The following is a 21215-nucleotide window of genomic DNA, read 5'->3' on the forward strand; positions in this document are numbered from 1 at the left end:
GACGCCCCCATCCGAACTCATGCGACCCCCGTCAAAACGGGCCACAACACGCCGTCCACAGGAGGCTGGAAACTCATACGCGCCTGCGCTACACTCTGTCTGCATCGGGTTTTCTTGATGATTATGGAAATTTCTTTTCTACAAAACAGACTTTTTCATAATCTAACCCGATGTACAACCCTTCTGTGAGATTTCCGCGTCGAATTTTGCAAAAAATCCGATGCTGGGTGGAATGCCCGCAAGCGAAAGTAGCATGAACGACATGGCCGAAGCCAGGAACGGACGGGTGAAAAACAGTCCCTTCCATTGCGCGATAACCGTGCCATCCGGTCCATCAGGGCTAGCAAAGGCGGTCATGGTTGCAAATACGCCTAATGTACTGGTGGTGTAGGCCAGAAGATAAATGGTTATGGCGCCTGATTGCAGACGGCCGGGGCAAAGAAAGGCAATTAAAAGATACCCCACATGCGCAATGGATGAACATGCCATAAGACGAGTGAGACTGGTTTGACGTAATGCAAGCAAGTTGCCTCCCATAATGGTCAGGATTATGACGACATATAGGATGTCGTTGAAGAAGAGAGGCTGCTCTCCCGTCCCGAAATACCGAACAAATGAGGAAAATATCGCGATTTTTGAAACCACAGCCAAAAACGCCGCCACAGGAATGGACGCGCCTTCCATCACGTCCGGTAACCACATATGGAAGGGAACCATGGAAAGTTTAAAGAAAATGCCGACAAGAATCATGACCGTGGCGGCAATCGGCAATACTGGAAAAATATCCCCGGTTGTGATGGGTGGCATGAATCGTAGCGATCCCGTAACACCATAGGACAGACCAACACCAAACAGAAGAATGGCGGAAGATACCCCTGATAGGATCAGGTATTTCATTGCCGCTTCATAAGCCTGTATGGCGGACTCGTGCCGGAAGGTCACAAGTCCCATGAGAGAGACGCCAAGTATTTCCAGACCTAAGAAAAACGGCATGTAATTTGCGCTGAAGACCATGGTCAGCGCGCCAAGCGTACCCAGCATGCATAACAGAGGATATTCATCCAACTGCGGCGTGGTTCTGTCGTGCGCGCCATTCCGCCACGACATGAGAAGAATACAGATGCTGGAAAACATGATGAGTATGGCAGTATAGTTTGCCCATTGATCCTGAATGAACAAACTGTCCCCATTACTCCACGCTGTGCCCGTATGGTGCTCTACAAACATAAGAGCCAGCAGCAGTGTTACCATGCCAGTCAGAAAGCTGCGGTTCACCGAACGTCGCCACGCTGTAGCAGCAAGCATGACCGTGATCCCTACGCAGAGCACCGGCAAAGGTGTTGGTAGGAAAACATCGTGTCCGATCATGGCACATGACCTCCCAGACTGTTCGTCGTCATGACGGACAGGGGAGATGGAGCGGAAAACGTCATGAAAGGTTGTGGATGCAGGCCCAGCACGATCAGAAAAATCATGGCACAGGCGAAAGCCGCCATCTGCGGGACGGACAGATCCTTCAGCGGGGGTTGGCCCTCCCGACGAGCTGCCAGAAAGACACGATTGACCATTCGCAGCGCATAGATGGCGGCCAGAACGAGTCCCACGGTCGTCACTGTCGCAATGATGGGACTGACTTGCCATGTCGCCAGTAGCACGAGGAATTCGCCCGCGAAATTACCCAGTCCCGGCATTCCGAGCGATGCTACGGCAAAAAATAGTCCCGTGGCGGACAGGCGTGGCATGGCCGTCCACAATCCACCGATACGGTGCATGTCACGTGTATGCAGTCGGTCTTGAATAGCACCCGCAATGAGGAAAAGTGAGCCTGCGCTCAACCCATGGGCAAGCATCTGGATGATCGCCCCCTGCATCCCCATGCGTGAGCCGGTAAAGATGCCAAGCACCACGAAGCCCATATGGCTGATACTGCTATAGGCGATCAGACGCTTGATATCCTCCTGCGCACAGGACAGCCACGCCCCATACAGAACCCCGACAACACCCAGCCCCATGGCGACGGGTGCGAAATACATGGCTGCATCGGGAAATAGCATGACATTGAAACGGATCATGCCATATCCGCCGGTTTTGAGAAGGATGCCTGCCAGAAGTACGCTGGCCGCCGTGGGCGCCTGCGTGTGGGCGTTGGGCAGCCAGACATGGGCCGGCACGATCGGCAACTTGACGGCAAAGGCGATGAAAAAGCCCAGCATGAGCAGCATGGACAGGGTGGGGGAAAGATGTGTCTGTGCCAGTGTGAAGTAATCGAATGTCAGCACACCGGTTTCCCGGTCGTGCGTAATGACCAGCCCGAGGATGGACAATAGCATGAGCAGCCCGCTGCCCTGCGTAAACATGAAGAACTTCAGGGCAGCACGCTGCCTGTCCTCATGTCCCCATACGGCAATGAGCACGAACATTGGCACCAACATCAGTTCCCAGAAAAAGAAGAACAGGAAGAGATCGGTGGCCAGAAATGTTCCGATAATACCGGTAAGAGTTGTAAGGAAAAGGAAGTGGAAAGTCCCCGCCTTGACCGTAGCCTGACGGGTTGCAAGACAGGCGCACAAAAAGCAGAGGATCAGCGAAAGCCAGATCAGTGAGAGCGAAAGGCCGTCCATGTCCAGCCTGATCGCGATCCCCATGGTGGGGACCCAAGGCATGGAAAAATGCTCCAGCCATGGTCCCGTATGGCTGGTCGGATGACTGAATGTGATCCATGCAAGCAGCAGCGTTTCCACAATCAGGGTCGCCAGCATCGCCCACCATGACGCATTGCGAGAAGGGGACGAGGGTGCGGGCTGGATACGTTCAGCCAGCCATGCCAGTCCGCCGCCGATGAAGGGCAGCAGCACGAGAGCGGGAAGGGGATTCATGACAGCATTGCCATGGCGAGACCCGCGCTCAGCCCACCGGCAATCCATGCCGCATACCAGCGCACGCGGCCATTCTGTATCTGGCCCAGCAGGCGATCCGTCTCTCTGATGCCACTGGTTCCCCATAGGGTCAGCGTGCCCAGAAAATCCGTTCGCGCCCTGAGAACCGAGGTGCTGGCTGTCCGTGTCAGCCGCCCTGTTCCGGTTATGATGTAATCAAGAATGTCATGCCGCGTCAGCCACGTCAGGAAACGAAAGGGCTGTACGAACAGACGGTCATACAGCATGTCGATGCCCTCGCCGGTGCGGGCAAAGCGGATGACGACCGCCTGTCCCGGCATCTCGCGCATGACGGGTGAAGGGCGTCCCCACAGCACCCATGCGACGGCAAGTCCGGCAAGAGGAACGACCGCGCCCGCCAGCACAAGCCAGCCGGGTTCATCCGCGTGTGAGTGGGATGCCGCAGGATCAAGAAGGGCGCTGAACAGATGAAGGGGAGGAAATGTCGTGGGCATTTCAATGATGCCTCCGCAAAGGGACAGAACGCACAGACAGCCAAGGGGAATGGTCATCAGGCGTGACGTCTGGCCCCTCGTTGTGGTTCCAGATTTTCCGAAAAAAACGATGAATACGCAGCGGAAAATATAAAGCGCGGTCAGGAAGGCTCCCAGCAGGGCCATCCCCCACAGGAAATGTCCGTTCAGGGTCAACTCATGCGTCAGGCGGAAATGGGCGGGCCATACGCCCGACAGGATCATTTCCTTGCTATAGAACCCGGCCGTGACCAGCGGCAGACCGGCCAGTGCAGATGCACCCGTGACAAAGGCGGCGGTCAGTCCCGGCATGGTGTGGCGGAGGCCGCCTAGACGGAAAATATCCTGTTCATGATGGGTACGGACGATAATGGCCCCTGCGGTCAGGAAAAGCAGTGCCTTGAAGAAGGCATGGGTCATCAGATGAAATAGCGCCGCCTGCCACACGCCGCATCCAAGGGCGAGAAACATGTAGCCAAGCTGGCTGATGGTGGACCAGGCAAGGATACGCTTGAGATCGGACTGCACCAGCGCCGTGCAGGCTCCCATAAGAATGGTCAGCGCTCCGAGCACGGCCGTAAGCGCCATGACGGGGGCCGCTTGGGCAAAAAGGTCATGCAGGCGCGCAATCAGGTAGACGCCTGCCGTGACCATGGTCGCCGCGTGGATCAGGGCAGAGGTTGGTGTGGGTCCGGCCATGGCATCCGGCAGCCATGTCTGGAATGGGATCTGCGCCGATTTGGCGAGAGCCCCTATGAGGATGAAAAGGGCTGCCATGTTTAGGGCGGAGGGGGCTATCTGCCCGTTTGTCACCGCCGCCAGCACGGTATCGATATGCAGGGAACCTACCGCCGTAGCCAATAGCAGCAGCCCGCACAGAAAGGCCGTATCTCCCATGCGGGTCATGTAAAAGGCCTTGCGTGCAGCGGCAGTATTGACAGGGTTATCGTACCAGAACCCGATGAGCAGGTAGGAGCACAGTCCCACGCCTTCCCATCCGATAAACAGGCAGAGCAGATCGGACGCCAGCACCAGCACCAGCATGGAGGCCACGAACAGCGTCATGCAGCCAAAAAAGCGGGCAACCCCCGGATCGTCGCGCATATAGCTTGCGGCATAGATATGAATCAGCAGCCCCACGATCGTGACGACAAGGATCATGACCATGGAAATCCGGTCCAGCATGAACGCGATATCGGCTGAAAATCCCGCGATATGCATCCATGGCCATAGCGTTGCCTGCAATAGTCCTGTCGCTGGACCGGACAGAAGCAGGACGGACAGCACAATGCTGATGACGGCGGATAGCCCCACACCTGCGCAGGCAACCGTTCCGACAGCACGTGCACTTATGCGCCCGGCGGAGATAAACAGGATCTCGGAAGCTGCAAGCGGTGAAAGGATGAGGAGGGGAAGTAGAATTTCACCCATGGCCCTTATCCTTGCAGAAGGTTGCCGGTATCGGCATCCAGCGTGGGGCGTCCCCTAGCGTGCAGGCACAGGATGATGGCCAGCCCCACCGCCGTTTCCACGGCAGCGAGGGCGAGGATTAGCAGAAACATCACCTGTCCCGCCGCATCATGCCAGCGCGCGCCAGCGCCCACGAAGACGAGGGCGGCCGCATTGAGCATGATGTCCAGTGACATCAGCATGAAGATCATGTTGCGCCGGACCAGAACGCCCGCCAGTCCGACGGAAAACAGGACGGTGGCCAGAAGCAAGGTATCGTTGAAGGAAAAGACCGGCATGTCAGCGATCCTCCACGCGGTTGCGTCCGATGTGAAAGGCCGCGACCAAACCCGCCAGAAGCAGGAATGATGCCAGTTCGACCATCAGCACGTAGCGGCCAAACAGGCTCAGTCCGACATCATGTGCCGTTATTGGGACAACGGAGGGCACGGAGTCGGAAAGAGGCACGATACAATAAAGAAGTTCCGCACATATAATGGCGGCCAGAACCCCCGGTCCCAGCCACACGTGCGGGCGCAGCCATTCCTTTTCGCGCGCGCTGTCCGGTTGCCCCAGATTGAGCATCATGATGACGAAGACGAACAGCACCATGATTGCGCCGGCATAGATGATGATCTCCAGCATCGCCGCGAAGGAGCCTCCCAGCATCACAAGTAATGCCGCCAGCCCCAGCATTGTCGCGACCAGATACAGCACCGCATGCACGGCGACTTTCCGGGTAATGACCATGGTGGCCCCGATGACGGTCACACTGGCAGCAAGGAGGGCCAGGGCGTGCATGATGGTTACGGCAGCAGGGAGTGGAGATCGACAGGCGGGCGTTCGCGTTCGGACGCGCCTCGCGCCTTGCCGGGAATGGGGATGCCCGCGACATTATAGAAGCTGTAATCGGGATATTTCCCTGTCCCGCTTATCAGAAGATCTTCCTTTTCATAAACCAGGTTGGGGCGCGCATATTCGCCCATTTCAAAATCGGGCGTCAGTTGTATGGCATAGGTTGGACAGGCTTCCTCACAAAAGCCGCAGAAAATGCAACGGGAAAAATTGATCCGGAAATATTCTGGATACCAGCGGCCATCGGTCTCGGTTTTCTGGAGACTGATGCAGTCCACCGGACAGGCGACAGCACATAGGTTGCACGCCACGCACCGTTCCATCCCATCGGGATCGCGCGACAGGATGATCCGCCCACGATACCGCGGCGGCAGGTAGGGCTGCTGTTCGGGATACTGCACGGTAGCGCGCCGGTGGAAAGCATGCAGCGCCGTCAGGAGCAGGGTGCGCAATGTATTGAACATGGGGGATGCCTTTGCATCGGGCGTGTCACAAAGACGCACGCAGCATAAGAAGAGTTCCGGTCACCATGACATTTAAAAGCGAGAGCGGCAGCAGGACTTTCCAGCCCAATGCCATCAACTGGTCATAACGCGGGCGGGGCAGACTTGCGCGCAACAGAATGAAAAACGCCACCATGCTGCCGGTCTTGAGCAGGAACCATACGGCAGGGGGCAGCAGCGGGCCGCGCCAGCCGCCAAGATAGAGCGTGGTCACAAGGCTTGAGATCAGAACGATCCCGGCATATTCGGCAATGAAGAACATGCCGAATTTCATGCCTGAATATTCGGTGTGAAAACCTGCGCCTAGTTCGTTCTCTCCTTCGGGAAGATCAAAGGGAAGACGGTGTGTTTCCGCAATGCCTGCCAGCAGGAACACGGCAAAGCCGAGACATTGCGGGATGATGAACCACAACCCCGCCTGCGCCGTCACGATGTCGTGTAGGCTGAATGATCCGGCCATCATGACCACGCCCAAGAGGGAAAGTCCCATGAAGACTTCGTAGCTGATCATCTGGGCGGCGGCCCGCATGCCACCCAGCAGTGCGAACTTGCTGTTGGACGACCACCCGGCCAGCACTACCGCATAGACGCCCAGTCCCATCATGCCGAGGATGAACAAAAGCCCGACATTCAGGTTGCTTGCAATGCCTATGCCCATTGTGAATGGAATGACAGCAAAGGACAGCAACACCGTCATCATGCCGATAGCCGGTGCAAGGATGAAAACACCCTTATCAGCGAAGGGAGGAATCCAGTCCTGCTTGAACAGAATCTTGATTCCATCTGCCACCGCCTGAAATAGGCCACCCGGCCCTACGCGGTTGGGGCCATACCGGTCCTGCCATAATCCCAGTAGCCGCCGTTCGACCCATGTCAACACTGTCGCAAGGGCAAGGAGGAGAAATGGCATAAGAATGATGGTGAGGAGCGCTGAAGACGTCATGTCCGTTCTCCTTCACCGGGAAAATCCTCAAGCCGGGCCATGCGGGGAAAGCGGAATGCGCGTGCGACCATGTGCGCGGGACAGAGGGCAGTGTCCGCAGGGAGACCGGGCACGGGTTTCACGGGCAGGACGTGTGGTCCGTCTTCCAGATGCAGCATCATGCGATCTGAGGTAGCCGTGTTGGCGGGCAGTCCCAGGGTTGGCGCACTTGATCGCTCCATGATGGGGGGCGAGAACATACTCAGTTCCTCGCTGCCGAACAGACGCGTATCGGGTAATACCAAAACGACATTCGCCTGCGGAACATAGGGAGGCGGAATGTCCGTGGTGTAAGTGTAGGGACGCGCTTGCGTGTTTTTATTTTCCGCAGGAGATAACAGACAGATGCCGGATGGACCGCCACGCAGGGGACCTCCGATTTCGAACTGGAACCGGTTGAGCGCCTGTACCGAATTCCATGCAGGCGTCTGATAGAAGGAAACCAGCGCGCCGGGCATATCCGGTTCATAAGCCCCTTCCATTGAACTGCTGAATGGTGTGTCCGGACTGGCGGGTGGTGGTTGGTCGCGCACACTGACAAAGGAACGGATGACGGTCCGCCCGCTGGCGCGATAGGTCTGGCTGCGCAATTTCTCACCATTGATACGGTAATCCCCTCCCGGTGCGGCCATGGCTGCCGGGGCAAGACCGGGAAATGCCGTTGCCAGAGCGGCGAGAACCGCATCGAGACTTCCCCAGCCGATCAAGCCCGTTACAGGGAGCGTGGAGGGGTCAAGACCGCGGGCCAGTGTCTGTATCCACCGCCAGCCAGCCTGTATGGGGGCAGGGGGAAAGACCGCCTGAAAAAAGCGTTGTGCCCTGCCTTCCTGATTGACCAGTGTACCGTTGCATTCGCTGAAGGCCGCAATGGGCAGGACAAGACTGGCGTGCTGACACAGCGGTGTCATCGTATGGTCGATCACGACGATGTTGGGGACGGTTGCCACAAGGTCTGCCACATCCGCCGGATCGAGATGACGCGTCAGATCATTTTCTACGACGATCAGGGTGAAAATCTCGCCCGCTCGCGCCTGTTCCATCACCGTTTCCAGCGACAGTCCGCCCATCATGGCCAGTCCCATGCTGTTGCATTCCGGCAGAACCAGTGACAGGCCCGCGGCTGGCGTGGTGCGCGCAAGGGCCGCAGCGATACTGGAAGTGGCCTGCATCAGTGCGCGGGAGCCGTATTGCATGCCGGATACGATCAGCGGCTTTCGGGCGGCCATAAGCGTCTGCGCCAAGCGTGCGACGCGTGCGGCATCATCCGGCGTTAGATCCGTGACGGGTGGGGCGGAGGGATCAATTTCGTGAGCGATGGCAAAGCCAAGCCGTGCGATATCATCTGGGGCTGCGTGAAAGGTTTCCGCAGCCACACTGTCGAGATCGGTCGGCGCAGGTGTCAGGATATGCAGGGTGGAAGGGCATTCGCTTCCTAGTGTACGGACCGCTGCATCCATCCACCGAGGCACCTTGGCGTTGTCCGCCGTATGGAAGGAGGCCTGACGCACCGACTGGTGCAACGACAGGCCCAGCCGGGGAGCTGTGGCGCAGACGTCTTCGCCCAGCACCAGCACGGCATCGGCGCTTTCCATTTCATGCAGAGTAGGAAGAGCGCCGGGATGCCGGGTGAGCAGCGCATGCGCCAGTTCCGCGCATTCTTGTTCCTGCCGTGTCTGGCCGGTGGAAAAATGCTTTGCCCCTACCAGCGCCCACAGGCTGAAACAGGTCTCCAAGGCCGCGCGGGAAGAGGCTATGCCCACAACCCGCCCTTTCGTCGCCATATGGGCGAAGGCCGTGAGAGCATCCGCCGTGGGTACGGGCACCTGCTGCCCGTCAATGATGCGTAGCGGCGTGCGTATCCGTGTCGGCGCATTCACAAAACCATGGCCGAACCGGCCCCGGTCGCACAACACATAGCGGTTGATGTCCGTATTATAGCGGTTGAGGACGCGACGGAGGGTTTCCTCGCGGGCATTGACGATGGTGTTGCAACCCACCGCACAATGTACGCACACCGAGGGCGCACCCCGCATGTCCCATTTGCGAGTGTACACGGCAGAAAAGGGTTTGTCGGTAAACACGCCGGTCGGGCAGATTTCCACCAAATTGCCACTGAACGCGTTTTGCAGCGTGCCGTCTTCGGCGCGACCGAAATAGACATTGTCATGCGACGCGAAAGCCGCCAGATCATCGCCGCCTGCGTAATCACGGTAGAACCGCACGCAGCGATAGCAGGCGATGCAGCGGTTCATTTCATGTTTTACGAACGGCCCAAGATCCTGATTGCGATGGGTCCGTTTCGTAAACCGGTAACGGCGGGTGTTGTGCCCGGTCATGACCGTCATGTCCTGCAGGTGGCATTCGCCTCCTTCCTCGCAGACGGGGCAGTCATAGGGATGATTGACCATCATCCATTCGATGACGCTAGCCCGAAAGTCGCGGGCTTCCGGATCGTCGATGGAAATGATGGCGTTCTCGCTGACAGGGGTCATGCAGGCCATCACGATGCGGCCCTTCCTGTCCTCCGGCCCGCTGAACTGTTTGATGGCGCACTGTCGGCACGCCCCGACGGAGCCGAGTTCGGGATGCCAGCAGAAATAGGGCAGGTTCGCGCCTGCTTCCAGACAGGCCTGAAGCAGGTTGATGTCGCTGCGGGTCGGCCAATCCCGCCCATCGATGCGAATGGTGGTCATGGTCCTGCTCCAGCGTGGTGCGGGCAACGGCCCTGCTGGATGTGGGCGGTGAAATCGGCGGCAAAAAGCTTCAGCCCACTGGCCAGAGGCGCCATCGCTCCCGGCGCATGGGCGCAGAAGGTCCGGCCCGGAGCGCCCAGCATGCGGGCATGGCGGTCAAGCTGCTCCATGTCTTCATCCTGCCCTGTTCCGTCCTCAATCGCGTCCAGCAGGCGCTCCACCCATGGCAGTCCATCCCGACAGGGCGTGCACCAGCCGCAGGATTCCTGTGCGAAGAAATGTTCAAGGTTGCGGATCATGCCGATGGGGCAGGTGCGATCATCCAGAATGATGGCCATGCCGGTGCCAAGCCTGCTGCCCGCCTTTTCCACCGATCCGTAATCCATGGCGACATCGAGGGCCGTCGTGTCGATAAAGGCGGTGGACGCTCCGCCGGGCAGCAGGGCGCGCAACTGGTAGCCGGAGCGCATGCCGCCTGCGTGGTCTTCAATGATCTGACGCAGCGGCGTGCCGATCGGCAGTTCCCATGCGCCCGGCTTTGCCACGCGCCCGCTGACACCATAGATCTTGGTGCCGCCATCCTCTCCAAGCCCGAGGCCAGCGAACCATTCCGGTCCGTTGACGATGATATGGGGCAGATTGCACAGTGTCTCGACATTGTTCACCACGCTGGGCGCGCCCCACAGGCCACCGGTCTGCGGAAAGGGCGGCTTGCTGCGTGGCGTGGCGCGACGGCCTTCCAGCGCGGTCAGAAGGGCGGTTTCCTCGCCGCATATGTAGCGCCCGGCACTGGAATGTACGTGGATGTCAAAACTGAAGCCTGAGCCGAGAATATTCTCGCCCAGCCATCCCTGCTGCCGTGCCTCACCGATCGCACGGTGCAGGCGGACGCAGGCTTCCTGATATTCCCCGCGCAGGAACACGATGCCATGCGCCGCCTGCACGGCATAGGCGGCAAGGATCATACCTTCGACCAGTTGGAGAGGATTGCCTTCCAGCAGCCAGCGGTCCTTGAAAGTGCCTGGCTCCATCTCATCGGCGTTGGCGATCAGGTATTTGCGGCGTTCAGAGGCAGGTTCCTTGGGCACAAAGTTCCATTTTTGCCCTGTTCCGAAGCCTGCGCCTCCACGCCCGCGCAGCTTTGAGCGTGTCACCCTGTCAATGATCTCAGCCGGGGTAAGGCTTCCGAGTGCCAGACGTGCGGCCTGCCAGCCCCCAGCGCGTTCGTATGTCGCGCAGTCCGGCGGACCCATGGCAGGGTCGATCATGGCGGTCAGGGGGCGTTCGGAGGCGGCCGTCATGGCGTGTTCCTCAGCGTATCGATCAGGTGATCGAGACTTTCCGTGGTCACATCCCCATGCAGCGTGGCGTCAACCAGCATGGCCGGGGCGTGATCGCAGTGCCCGATACAGACCGTGGGGAGCAGCGTAATGGTGTTGTCCGCCGTGGTTTCTCCGGGCCTGATGCCCAGTTTTCGGCACAGGTGGGCGCAGAGCGGTTCACGTCCCATGATCCAGCATGAAACGCTGTCGCACAGCATGATGACATGTCGCCCGACCGGCCTGCGGAACAGCAGGTTGAAATAGGTCGCGACACCATCGAGATCATCCGCCGACATGCCCAGCAGATTGGCCACTTCGCGCAGATGCGCCGTGCTGATCCAGCCAAAACGGGCCTGCACCAGCCGCAGGGCCGCGACACTCGCGCCGCGCGGGTGCAGTTCCTGCGCCGCAAGGGCAAGGATTTCCGTGCGCAGGGGCGCTGGAAGCGAGAGATCAGCGATCGGCATCGGCCATCACGAAATCGATGCTGCCCAGGATCGCGATCAGGTCCGCGACCATGATGCCGCGACTGAGCAGCGGAAGCATTTGCAGGTGGGCGAAGGACGGTGTGCGGATGCGCGTGCGGTAGCACGTCGTGCCGCCGTCGCTGATGAGGGTGTAGGTGTTCACGCCTTTCGTGGCTTCGATGCTGGCCCGTGCTTCCCCCGGCGGAATGACCGGCCCCCAGCTTACGCTGAGAAAGTGATGGATCAGGGTTTCGATGTTGTGCATCGTCCGCGCCTTGGGCGGTGGGGTTGTCAGTGGATGGTCGGCCTTGACCGGGCCTGCGGGCATGTTGTCCACGCACTGGCGGATGATGCGCAGGCTCTGGCGTATTTCCTCCACATGCACGGCAATCCGGTCATAACAGTCGCCGTTGGCACCAGTGGGAATGTCGAATTCGAGTTGGTCGTAACAGGCATAGGGTGCGTGTTTGCGGTAGTCCCATTCCAGCCCCGTGGCGCGCAATCCCGGCCCGGTAACGCCCCATTCAATGGCCTCTGCGGTGGTGTAGGCGCCAATGCCTTTCGTCCGGGCGCGGAAGATGGGGTTGCGCATGACCATCGCATCGTATTCATCCAGCCGCTGGGGCAGGTCATGGAGAAAGTCGCGAATCAGTCCTTCCCATCCATTGGGTAGGTCCATGGTTACTCCGCCAATGCGGAACCATGCAGGGTGCATGCGAAAGCCGCAGATCGCTTCGATAATCCCGAACACGCGCTCGCGGTCGGTAAACATGTAGAACACCGGAGAAAGTTGCCCGACGTCCTGCGCCATGGTGCCGTAGAAGACGAGGTGACTGGCAATGCGAAATAGTTCCGCCAGCATGACGCGGATCATCTGCGCTCGTGGCGGTACGGTAATTCCGGCGAGTGTTTCGACGGCCATCACATAGGGGAAATTGTTCATGACGCCGCCGAGGTAATCCACCCGGTCGGTGTAGGGGATGTAGGTGTGCCATGACTGGCGCTCCCCCATCTTTTCCGCGCCCCGATGGTGAAAACCGATATCGGGCACGGCATCGACAATCCGCTCTCCTTCGAGTTGCAGCACGATGCGGAAAACGCCGTGTACGCTGGGGTGATTTGGGCCGAGATTGAGAAACATGAAGTCGCTGTGGTCACTGTGTCGCCGCATGCCCCATGCGGAAGGGTCGAAGCGCAGGGCGTCCTGCTCCTGCGCTTCGTGGTCTTCCGTCAGGCTGTAGGGCGGCATTTCCGTGGCGCGGGCGTGGTGGTCCTTGCGCAGGGGATGCCCGGTCCATGTGGGCGGAGTCAGGATACGGCGCAGGGAAGGATGGTTCTGGAAATGGATGCCGAACAGATCCCAGACCTCGCGCTCATACCAGTTGGCGTTGGGCCACAGATCACAGATACTGGGCAGGGTGGGGGCTGCTGCGCCAAGAGGCACCTTGATCCGCACCTCATCCGTACGGGTGGCTAGCGACATCAGGTGATAAACAACCGTGAAGGCCGATTCTGGCTGCCCGTCGCGGTGGGTGCGTTCGCGTTCATCTATGGCCGTCAGGTCCAGCAGCATGAGGGATGCAGCAGCCTTCAGTGCGGCAAAGGTGGGGCGCAGATCGGTCGCCGCGATCCAGAGGATGGAGACACCGTCGCATCCAGTCTGTGTGGCCAGAAGACCGTTGGGAAGACGCTCCGAAATTCGTTCCGCAAGACTCTGTTCGCGGACGGGAGAAAGGAGCGTCGTCATGGGCGTCAGATCCCGTCAGGCGTGCGCAGGTCGCGCACGGCCCGACGCTGGTCGCGCTTTGCATCGCGCAGGCTGGGTGGTGTCACAGGTTCTGCGCCTTGCGACCCCACCATCCAGCTTAAGGGCCTGCGTTGTGTGCCAATGGATTTTTGTAATAGCAGGAGTCCCTCCAGCAGCGCTTCGGGACGTGGGGGGCAGCCGGGCACATACACATCCACGGGCAGGAAACTGTCCACGCCCTGCACGACACTGTAAATGTCATACATGCCGCCGGAATTGGCACACGACCCCATGGAGATCACCCAGCGTGGCTCGAGCATCTGATTGTAAAGATGCTGGATAACCGGAGCCATTTTGACGAACACGGTGCCGGAGATGACGATCAGGTCCGCTTCGCGTGGTGTGGCGCGCAGGACTTCCGACCCGAAGCGGGCGATGTCGAAGCGGCTGGTGAACGCTGTTGCCATTTCCACGTAACAGCATGACAGGCCGAAATTCAGCGGCCAGATCGAATTTTTCTGTCCCCACGCTACAAAATCCTGTAACCGGCCCATGATCAGGTTACGGCGGAGGGTTTCACTGAAACTGGGCGAGGGTTGTACGTCTCTGGGCGTACCGGAAGAAGAAAGGGACCAGTTCATGTCGCACGGTCCTTTCGTGGGGCCGTTACAGCGTGCAGGCGAACCTGCGGCCCCCAGTCCAGTGCTCCGGCTCGCCACAGATAGGCAAGAGAAATCGCGAGTAAGACAATGAAGGCGAGCACCGCGCCATAACCAATCCATCCTGTTTCGGTCACAACGGTTGCCCATGTCAGGAGAATGGCTGTTTCGACATCAAAAATGACAAAGAACATGGCTACCAAATAATACTGTACAGGCAGCCGCAAGTGCGCCGATCCCGTGGGTACGATGCCGGACTCAAAAGGCATGGACATGGAGCGCCCCATGGCTCTGCCGCTTCGTCGGGTGCCGGTTATGGCGGATAGTCCCATCATGCAGGTCATTACTATTCCTATGACAACAACATAGGTGAAAATTGACCATATATTGGAAACATTTTCCATAACTGGTAATTCCGTTTCTATTTGTTCTGAACGGAGATGTTTTGTGTAGGGTTGTTAGCCCTGATGGGCGATAATCGGCCGCTGCTTCATGAAGAAGGTATGTAGGCACCTTCTTCATATTCCGGCTGGATGTATGGAATGCCGGAATATGCCGCCAGTCGCTTATACGCAGCTCTAAAAAGAAAGTTGCGGTATGGGTATGCGAATTTTTTTGTGACGATGTGGTTTGTTACGGGGGCCTGATCCAGGCTCAGGACCTGTTAATTCATTGAACTGGGTATTGCGTTGTGATTCACAGACTTACCGATGGAGGCGAGGCTGTGAGTGACGTGTTTTTGCGGTCTGAGCGCCAGATGGAACGGATCAGACCGTTTTCCCTCTGGCTCACGGAGTACCGCGCGTGGATGATCGGCGGGTTCTGAGCGGGATCATCTATGTGATCTGCAATGGGCTTCAGTGGAAAGATGCCCCGAAATCGTGTGGTCCGCCCAAGAGCTTATACAATCGCTTTATCCGGTGGAGCCGCCTGGGTGTGTTCGATCAGATCTTTGTCGCCTTGGCAGAACAGGCCGGTCGTTCGAAGCCTCTGATGATTGATGCGACACATCTGAAGGCGCACCGGACATCGGCGTCCGTACTCAAAAAAGGGCTTTTTCCAGCCGTATCGGACGCACAAAAGACGGCCTGAACTCAAAGCTTCATGCTGTGTGTGATGACCAGGGACGGCCTGTCCGCCTGTATCTGACTGCAGGACAGGCCTCTATCGATCAAATGATAGAGGCCGATGAAGGAGGCTTATTCTTTCATATTTTCAAGTTGTGATCGCAAGTAAAGTTATCATAATTGAAACCATATGGACCAAATTAGATCGTGCCCGGTAGGTTTCGATTGGAGAGATTTCCGATGCACATTTCGAGAAACGCCGAGACCCGTAGTGGAAGGCGCTGTCCGGTTACGGTGAAAAGCCCATAGACTAGCGGCGCGCATTCATCTTCCAGACCCAGATATGCCAGCGGTTTACCATCAAGGGCGTTCTGATTGCGCGGTCTGGCATTGCCCAGTCCGAACCCCACTCCTCGCGCGGCCAGACTGCGGATGACATCCATACTTGGATAATGTCCTGCGATGCGCGGAGCAATGCCGGCGGACGAAAAGAGCTGAAGAAAGTAATCGCGTGAGAAGGGGAGATCGAGCAGAAGAAAAGGCTCGTCCACAAGGTCTTCCAACCGGACACGTCCCGTTGTTGCGAGGGGATGATCGACAGAAGTGAACACGTAAGGCGGTAAAGCGGAGAGCGGCTGAAAGCTGATCGCCTGTGGCATTGGCATGTTGTAGCCGATCATGACCGAGACTTCTCCGTCACGAAGTTTCTCTGTCAGTTCCTCGTGATGTCCGGCAATGACACGCAAACGGGCGTCGGGGTGAGTGGCCGAAAAACTTTGAATCAGATCGGGCGCCAACAAGGGAAAGAGCGTGGTCATGCAGCCGACGGCGACTTCTCCCTGAACACGTCCCAACATACCGTTGAGTGATCCGCCAAGTTCCTGTGCATGGAGGAGAAGCGTGCGGGCTTCCTGTAACACCATGCGGCCTTCCGGGGTGAGGGAGAGCCCCTGCGCGTGATGGCGGATGAAAAGCGAGACGCCAAACACGTTTTCCAGATGGGCAATCGCGGCCGAGATCGCGGGTTGGGAGATGGGAATCTGGCGTGACGCCTGCACGATGGACCCGCTCTCGGCTGTGGCGACGAAATATTCGATCTGTCGCAGGGAGAACTTCACTCTGGGCAACTCCTCGTGGATGGCGGAGAGGGTCCGCTGTCTGGGAGATAGTGCCGTATCAGGCGTCATGGTGAAATGGATATTTCACAATCGGAATGTTGGCTTATGCCTCGACCACCGGATTTTGATCTGTATCTGGGTTCACCAAAAAATATTGAAAGAATAGTCAACGGCTTTACCGAGCTTTCTTCGCACTCCCTCGTAGCCACGTCAGCTATGAGCCAACATATCTATAATTCGCTCCACGAAACGCACGCCTGTATTCAATTCTTCCGGCAAAATGAATTCATCCGCCTTATGGGCACGATCGATGGAGCCGGGGCCACAGACCACGACGGGCATATCCAGATAATCGTGGAACAGGCCGCCTTCCGTGCCAAAACCGATACGTGAGGGGGCATTGTCGCCTGTAATCCGCATGATTTCATGCAGGAAGGGAGATCGGTCGGGCGTATGCAGACCGGGGTAGGTGTTGAGGGTTTCGATTTCGATGCGGGCATGAGAGTGCTGCGCGCAAAGACGATCCGCTTCCTGTCGCAGTCGATCCAATACGGGTTGGGGGCTGACGCCCGGCAGAAGACGCATCTCGAACTGGACTTCGCACAGATCCGGCACAATGTTCAGCGCCACGCCGCCCCGGATCAGCCCGACCTGCAAGGTGCTGAACGGCACTTCATAACTTTCGTCGTGAGCACCAGCATCTTTCAGTTCTTCCTGTAAAGCCTCAATAACTTTCACCATATCCGTGGCCAGTCCGATGGTATTGCAGCCACGCGAAGGATTGGCCGAATGGGCGGCCAGACCATGACAGGTGATACGCGCGGCCAGCTTGCCCTTGTGCCCAGAGACGGCGTGCAGGCCAGTCGGTTCTCCAATGACACAGCCTTGGGCCTGAAAACCGTTGGCGGCCAGATCGCGCAGCAGCGAGTGTACACCCACACATCCGATTTCCTCGTCATGGGAAATGGCCAGATGCAAGGGAGCGCGAAGAGATGATCGGGCGGCATGGCAGGCCGCCATCAACATGCAGGCAAGAAACCCCTTCATGTCGCTACTGCCGCGTCCGTACAGTTTCCCATCGCGTTCGGTCAGGACAAAGGGATCGGTCGTCCAGGGTTGTCCTTCTACCGGCACCACGTCGCTGTGGGCCGACAACACAACGCCATCCGGTGTGTCCGGGCCGATGCTGGCAAAGAGATTGAACTGCCCGGCTTCTTTGCCCGGGACGCGGTGACATCGTGCGCCGAGGGAGCGAAGGAATGTTTCCACCCAGTCGATCAGTTCCGCATTTTCCGTGCGGCAGAGCGTGCGGAACGCAATCAACCGGTCCAGAATCTCACGAACGGAGAGATCGTGAAAGTCTGCGGTCATGTTGCCTCCGCGAGGATCATGTCGGAGGCCTTGTCCCCGATCATCATTGTCGGCGCATTGGTGTTGCCGCTGATGAGGGTAGGCATGATGGACGTATCGGCCACACGCAGTCCTTTCAGTCCGCGCACTTTCAGTTCCGGTGTGACCACGCTGGCGGCGTCCGATCCCATGCGGCAGGTGCCGGAAGGATGGAACACGGTGCTGGCGGAGGCTCGGAGATAGTCCATGAGCTGGGCATCCGTCTGGAGGTCCGCTGTGGGAGCCATCTCCTTTCCACGGATGGCATCGAACGGAGAGGCGCGCAGGATGCGGCGTGCAAGTTTCACGCCTTCCAGAAGCACGAGTGCATCCCGCTCGTCAGAAAGGAAATTGAAATCGATCTCGGGGTTGCGACTGCCGTCGCGCGCCAGACGAATACTGCCCCGGCTTTGAGGACGCAGCACGCAGGTATGAAGCGCGAACCCGTGGCCCCACTCGAACAGGCGGCCCCGATGGCTACGATAGCCCGGTACGAAGTGGAACTGCACATCCGGCACGCCTTCGGCGTAGCGGGTTGAGGCGAAACCGCCGGCCTCCACGTAATTGGTGGTCAGCCAGCCTTTGCCTCGGAGCAAAAATTGCAAGGGTGCAGGCAGGACAGAGCCGAGTGAGGAGCGCGAGAACCCGAGCGTCGTGGGTGAGTCCGAGCGGACGGTCACCAATCCGTCGATATGGTCCTGCAGATTGCGGCCCACTTCCGGCAGATCCGCAACAACAGGCACGCCGGATTGCAGGAGTTCTTTCGCATTGCCGATGCCCGATGACATCAGGAGATGCGGAGAACCGATGGCGCCAGCGGAAAGGATCGTCTCGCAATGCGCACGCAGAACGTGGAATTGTCCGTTCTGCTCCACGGTGACGCCCTGCACCTCCCGGCCGTCGGTCACGAGCGAGACCACGCGGCATCCCGTCAGCACATGCAGGTTGGGGCGTGATCGCACGGGGGCGACAAAAGCGCGATAGGCGCTGAGGCGTTTGCCGTCCTTCTGCGTCACGTCATAGACGCCCACGCCGTCCAGCCGCGCTCCGTTGAAGTCGGTGTTTTCCTTCAGTCCCACTTCTTCGGCGGCCTTGATGAACAGCCGCGACACGTCCAGCGGGTCACGCGGTTGATCGACCACCAGTTCGCCACCCGTGCCATGAAAATGTGGGTCTTGATGCAGGCGGTTGTCTTCCTCGCGCATGAAGTATTTCAGCACGGAGTCATAACCCCAGCCGGTGCAGCCCATCGCCTCCCAGCCGTCATAATCCGAACGCGCGCCACGGATGTAGATCATGCTGTTCATGGACGAAGAACCGCCAAGCATCCGGCCGCGGGGCACATGGACGCGGCGGTTATCGAGATGCGTCTGCGGCGTGGAGTAATACTGATAGGTGTATTTTCGGCTTTTATAGAGCGAGATGGTGCCGGCCGGCACATGGATGCGGGGCGTATTGTCGGGACCGCCAGCTTCCAGCAGCGCTACACGCAAATTGCTGCGCGCGCTCAGGCGATTGGCGAGCACACAGCCCGCCGCACCGCCCCCCACAATGATGAAGTCGAACTCGGTGGGAAAATCGTTCTGGGCACTCATCAGTCGGCGCTCCCCATGACAGGTTGGGCATGACGTTCGTTGCGCATCATCCAGACGTAGAACACCGTCACGAAGATCAGCCCTACGATCCATGAGATGTCGGCGCCGCCCAGCATGGTGGCGACAGGGCCGGTGTAGAGACCATTCGAGACGAAGGGGATCTGGATGAGAATACCGAAGACGTAGGCGATCAGCGCGGGCCAGCAGTAGCGGCCATAGATGCCGCCATCGGCGCGGAAGAAGGAGGCAACGTCATATTCGCCGTGCCGGATCAGATAGAAATCGGCAAGGTTGATCGCGGTCCACGGCACCATCACGTAGAGCAGAAGAAGGATGAAGTTCGTGTATTCTTCCATAAAGTTCGCTTCCGCACCGAGAGCGATCAGGAGCGAAAGCCCGGCCAGCACGATGGCTGTGCCCGCCCGCCCGACATGCGTGGCCTTCCACGAAGGAATGATGGTCTGCACAACCGTGATGGCCGAAAGTGCGCCGCAATAGAGGTTCATCGCGTTGGTGGAGGCGATGCCCAGAGACAGCACGGGGATGATGAACAGTGCTAGGGGGCCGACCTGTGTCGTCAGTGTCGCCACCACGTCGCCGCCTCCCGCAATCACACCCAGAAGGGCACCGAGGATCATGGGAAAGAGCGAGCCGAGCACACAGCCCCAATAGCTGGCCATGAAGGCCTGACGGTTGCCTGTGCCCGGAGGCAGATAGCGCGAATAATCCGAGACATAGGGGGCATAGGCGATCTGCCAGAGCGCTGCGGTTGAGAGGCCGCCGAGGAAACCCGAGAGGGTGAACGTGCCGTGTGACAGCGTTTCGGAAGACACACCGTTCACGCACAGGATCCACACGAAGCACAGCGCCAGTGCGATACCTGAAACGACAGTCATCAGCTTTGTATAGGCATGGATCAGGTCGTGGCCATAGATCGTGGCGATCAGGCTGACGAGGCCCAGCAGGATGACGCAGGCTTTTTCGGGCAGGAAGGTCGCGACCGTGTGCAGCGACTGGCCGCCCAGCACGAGGTTGGAGGCGAAGAAGCCCACATACATCACCACCACAAGGCAGATGACGGCCATCGCCCCCATGGAGCCGAACTGTCCACGGGTCTGCACCATCTGCGGCACGCCCAGTTGCGGCCCCTGTGCTGCGTGCAGCGCCATGAACAGACCGCCGATCATGTTGCCCAGCACGGCCGAGAGCATGGCGGGCCAGAACGGCAGGCCGAACACGGTGGTGGCCAGTGCCCCGGTGATGATGGTCAGCATCATGATGTTGGAGCCGAACCACACGGTGAACAGGTCACGCGCCCGCCCGTGCCGCTGGTCGAGCGGGATCTGGTAGATGGTGTGGGCCTCTGGGCCTTTGGCCGTCGCGGCGTCGGTCATGGGGCGGTTCCTTCCTCTGGCGTCAGACGGCGGGAGCGTGCCGTAGAGGTTTTTTTGTATCGGAATCGTAATGGTATCGGCCGCATAAGCCCCGCCTGTGCCTGCGGCGGGCGGGGCTGCGGTCAGATCACTCGCGTTCGGCGATGACATCGACCTCGATCAGCCATTCCGGGCGGGCGAGAGCCACGATCACAAGACCGGTAAACACCGGGAAGACACCCTTGAGGCGGCGTCCCAGCACGCGATAGGCGGCCTCACGGTGACGGATATCCGTGAGATAGACCGTGACCTTACAGATATCGGTGAGCTTGCCGCCTGCTTCTGTCAGGAGAAGCTCGATATTGTCCATCACCTTTTCGGCCTGCGCGATCGGATCGCCCACGCCCACATTCTCACGTGTGTCGAGATCCTGTGGCACCTGTCCGCGCAGATAGATCGTGTTGCGCGTGATGACGGCCTGACAGAGATCGTTGTCGAGCGACTGCTCGGGGTAGGTGTCCTTCGTGTTGAAGGGACGGAGGCGGGTGTGGGCCATGATCTGTGTCTCCCTGTGTGGGCTGGTGCGG

Annotated in this window: 18 protein-coding genes and 1 pseudogene; 1 reads left to right on the forward strand and 18 read right to left on the reverse strand. The window is 58.9% G+C overall.

Features of this window, described 5'->3' with window-relative positions; all coding sequences use genetic code 11:
• Positions 1 to 162 precede the first annotated feature (162 nt).
• From GOB87_RS00005 to GOB87_RS00065, 13 genes are read right to left on the reverse strand one after another with little or no spacing between them, the layout of a single operon-like run.
• Entirely contained in the window at positions 163 to 1368 is a 1206-nt protein-coding gene (locus GOB87_RS00005; RefSeq protein ID WP_242006061.1) for an NADH-quinone oxidoreductase subunit N, read from the reverse strand.
• Positions 1365 to 2876 carry a complex I subunit 4 family protein gene (locus GOB87_RS00010; RefSeq protein ID WP_166312501.1) on the reverse strand — a complete coding sequence of 504 codons (1512 nt, stop codon included), beginning with the start codon at positions 2874 to 2876 and terminating at the stop codon, positions 1365 to 1367. The genes GOB87_RS00005 and GOB87_RS00010 overlap by 4 nt, the downstream gene beginning before the upstream one ends.
• A complete protein-coding gene (gene nuoL / locus GOB87_RS00015) occupies positions 2873 to 4840 on the reverse strand; it encodes an NADH-quinone oxidoreductase subunit L (RefSeq protein WP_166312502.1) in 1968 nt (655 codons plus the stop codon). Before nuoL ends, GOB87_RS00010 begins: the two co-directional genes overlap by 4 nt.
• 5 nt (positions 4841 to 4845) lie before the next feature.
• Positions 4846 to 5157: an NADH-quinone oxidoreductase subunit NuoK gene (nuoK, locus tag GOB87_RS00020; protein WP_166312503.1), complete on the reverse strand. Its 312-nt coding sequence runs from the start codon at positions 5155 to 5157 to the stop codon at positions 4846 to 4848.
• A gap of 1 nt (position 5158) precedes the next feature.
• A complete protein-coding gene (gene nuoJ / locus GOB87_RS00025) occupies positions 5159 to 5659 on the reverse strand; it encodes an NADH-quinone oxidoreductase subunit J (RefSeq protein ID WP_166312504.1) in 501 nt (166 codons plus the stop codon).
• Positions 5660 to 5664: 5 nt separating this feature from the next.
• Positions 5665 to 6177 (reverse strand): NADH-quinone oxidoreductase subunit NuoI, encoded by a 513-nt coding sequence (gene nuoI / locus GOB87_RS00030; RefSeq protein ID WP_166312505.1) that lies wholly within the window; start codon positions 6175 to 6177, stop codon positions 5665 to 5667.
• A gap of 25 nt (positions 6178 to 6202) precedes the next feature.
• Complete coding sequence (gene nuoH, locus GOB87_RS00035; protein WP_166312506.1) at positions 6203 to 7159, reverse strand: NADH-quinone oxidoreductase subunit NuoH; 957 nt, start codon at positions 7157 to 7159, stop codon at positions 6203 to 6205.
• Positions 7156 to 9891 carry an NADH-quinone oxidoreductase subunit NuoG gene (gene nuoG, locus GOB87_RS00040; protein WP_166312507.1) on the reverse strand — a complete coding sequence of 912 codons (2736 nt, stop codon included), beginning with the start codon at positions 9889 to 9891 and terminating at the stop codon, positions 7156 to 7158. The genes nuoH and nuoG overlap by 4 nt, the downstream gene beginning before the upstream one ends.
• Positions 9888 to 11192 carry an NADH-quinone oxidoreductase subunit NuoF gene (nuoF, locus tag GOB87_RS00045; protein WP_166312508.1) on the reverse strand — a complete coding sequence of 435 codons (1305 nt, stop codon included), beginning with the start codon at positions 11190 to 11192 and terminating at the stop codon, positions 9888 to 9890. The genes nuoG and nuoF overlap by 4 nt, the downstream gene beginning before the upstream one ends.
• The gene (gene nuoE / locus GOB87_RS00050) at positions 11189 to 11680 is read right to left on the reverse strand and encodes an NADH-quinone oxidoreductase subunit NuoE (protein ID WP_166312509.1); all 492 of its coding nucleotides are present in this window, start codon (positions 11678 to 11680) and stop codon (positions 11189 to 11191) included. The genes nuoF and nuoE overlap by 4 nt, the downstream gene beginning before the upstream one ends.
• Entirely contained in the window at positions 11667 to 13427 is a 1761-nt protein-coding gene (gene nuoC, locus GOB87_RS00055; RefSeq protein ID WP_166312510.1) for an NADH-quinone oxidoreductase subunit C/D, read from the reverse strand. Before nuoC ends, nuoE begins: the two co-directional genes overlap by 14 nt.
• 5 nt (positions 13428 to 13432) lie before the next feature.
• Positions 13433 to 14068, reverse strand: coding sequence for a NuoB/complex I 20 kDa subunit family protein (locus tag GOB87_RS00060; RefSeq protein ID WP_166312511.1), 636 nt, complete (start codon positions 14066 to 14068; stop codon positions 13433 to 13435).
• Complete coding sequence (locus tag GOB87_RS00065) at positions 14065 to 14490, reverse strand: NADH-quinone oxidoreductase subunit A (RefSeq protein WP_166312512.1); 426 nt, start codon at positions 14488 to 14490, stop codon at positions 14065 to 14067. Before GOB87_RS00065 ends, GOB87_RS00060 begins: the two co-directional genes overlap by 4 nt.
• Positions 14491 to 14810: 320 nt before the next feature.
• Between GOB87_RS00065 and GOB87_RS00070 the strand changes: the two are divergent.
• A pseudogene (locus GOB87_RS00070) lies at positions 14811 to 15252 on the forward strand (IS5 family transposase); the annotation flags it as partial.
• A gap of 101 nt (positions 15253 to 15353) precedes the next feature.
• Here the strand turns inward: GOB87_RS00070 and GOB87_RS00075 are convergent.
• From GOB87_RS00075 to GOB87_RS00095, 5 genes are all read right to left on the reverse strand, one after another.
• Positions 15354 to 16271: a LysR family transcriptional regulator gene (locus tag GOB87_RS00075; protein WP_166312513.1), complete on the reverse strand. Its 918-nt coding sequence runs from the start codon at positions 16269 to 16271 to the stop codon at positions 15354 to 15356.
• 210 nt (positions 16272 to 16481) lie between these two features.
• Positions 16482 to 17642: an acetylornithine deacetylase gene (gene argE, locus GOB87_RS00080; RefSeq protein ID WP_166312514.1), complete on the reverse strand. Its 1161-nt coding sequence runs from the start codon at positions 17640 to 17642 to the stop codon at positions 16482 to 16484.
• Positions 17639 to 19255: a GMC family oxidoreductase gene (locus GOB87_RS00085; protein ID WP_166312515.1), complete on the reverse strand. Its 1617-nt coding sequence runs from the start codon at positions 19253 to 19255 to the stop codon at positions 17639 to 17641. Before GOB87_RS00085 ends, argE begins: the two co-directional genes overlap by 4 nt.
• Positions 19255 to 20649, reverse strand: a complete 1395-nt coding sequence (locus tag GOB87_RS00090; RefSeq protein ID WP_166312516.1) for a purine-cytosine permease family protein — start codon at positions 20647 to 20649, stop codon at positions 19255 to 19257. The genes GOB87_RS00085 and GOB87_RS00090 overlap by 1 nt, the downstream gene beginning before the upstream one ends.
• Before the next feature lie 127 nt (positions 20650 to 20776).
• Positions 20777 to 21184, reverse strand: a complete 408-nt coding sequence (locus tag GOB87_RS00095) for a RidA family protein (protein WP_166312517.1) — start codon at positions 21182 to 21184, stop codon at positions 20777 to 20779.
• Between the last annotated feature and the right edge of the window lie 31 nt (positions 21185 to 21215).

Origin of the sequence: Acetobacter estunensis (assembly GCF_011516945.1) — a bacterium.
Taxonomy (GTDB): domain Bacteria; phylum Pseudomonadota; class Alphaproteobacteria; order Acetobacterales; family Acetobacteraceae; genus Acetobacter; species Acetobacter estunensis.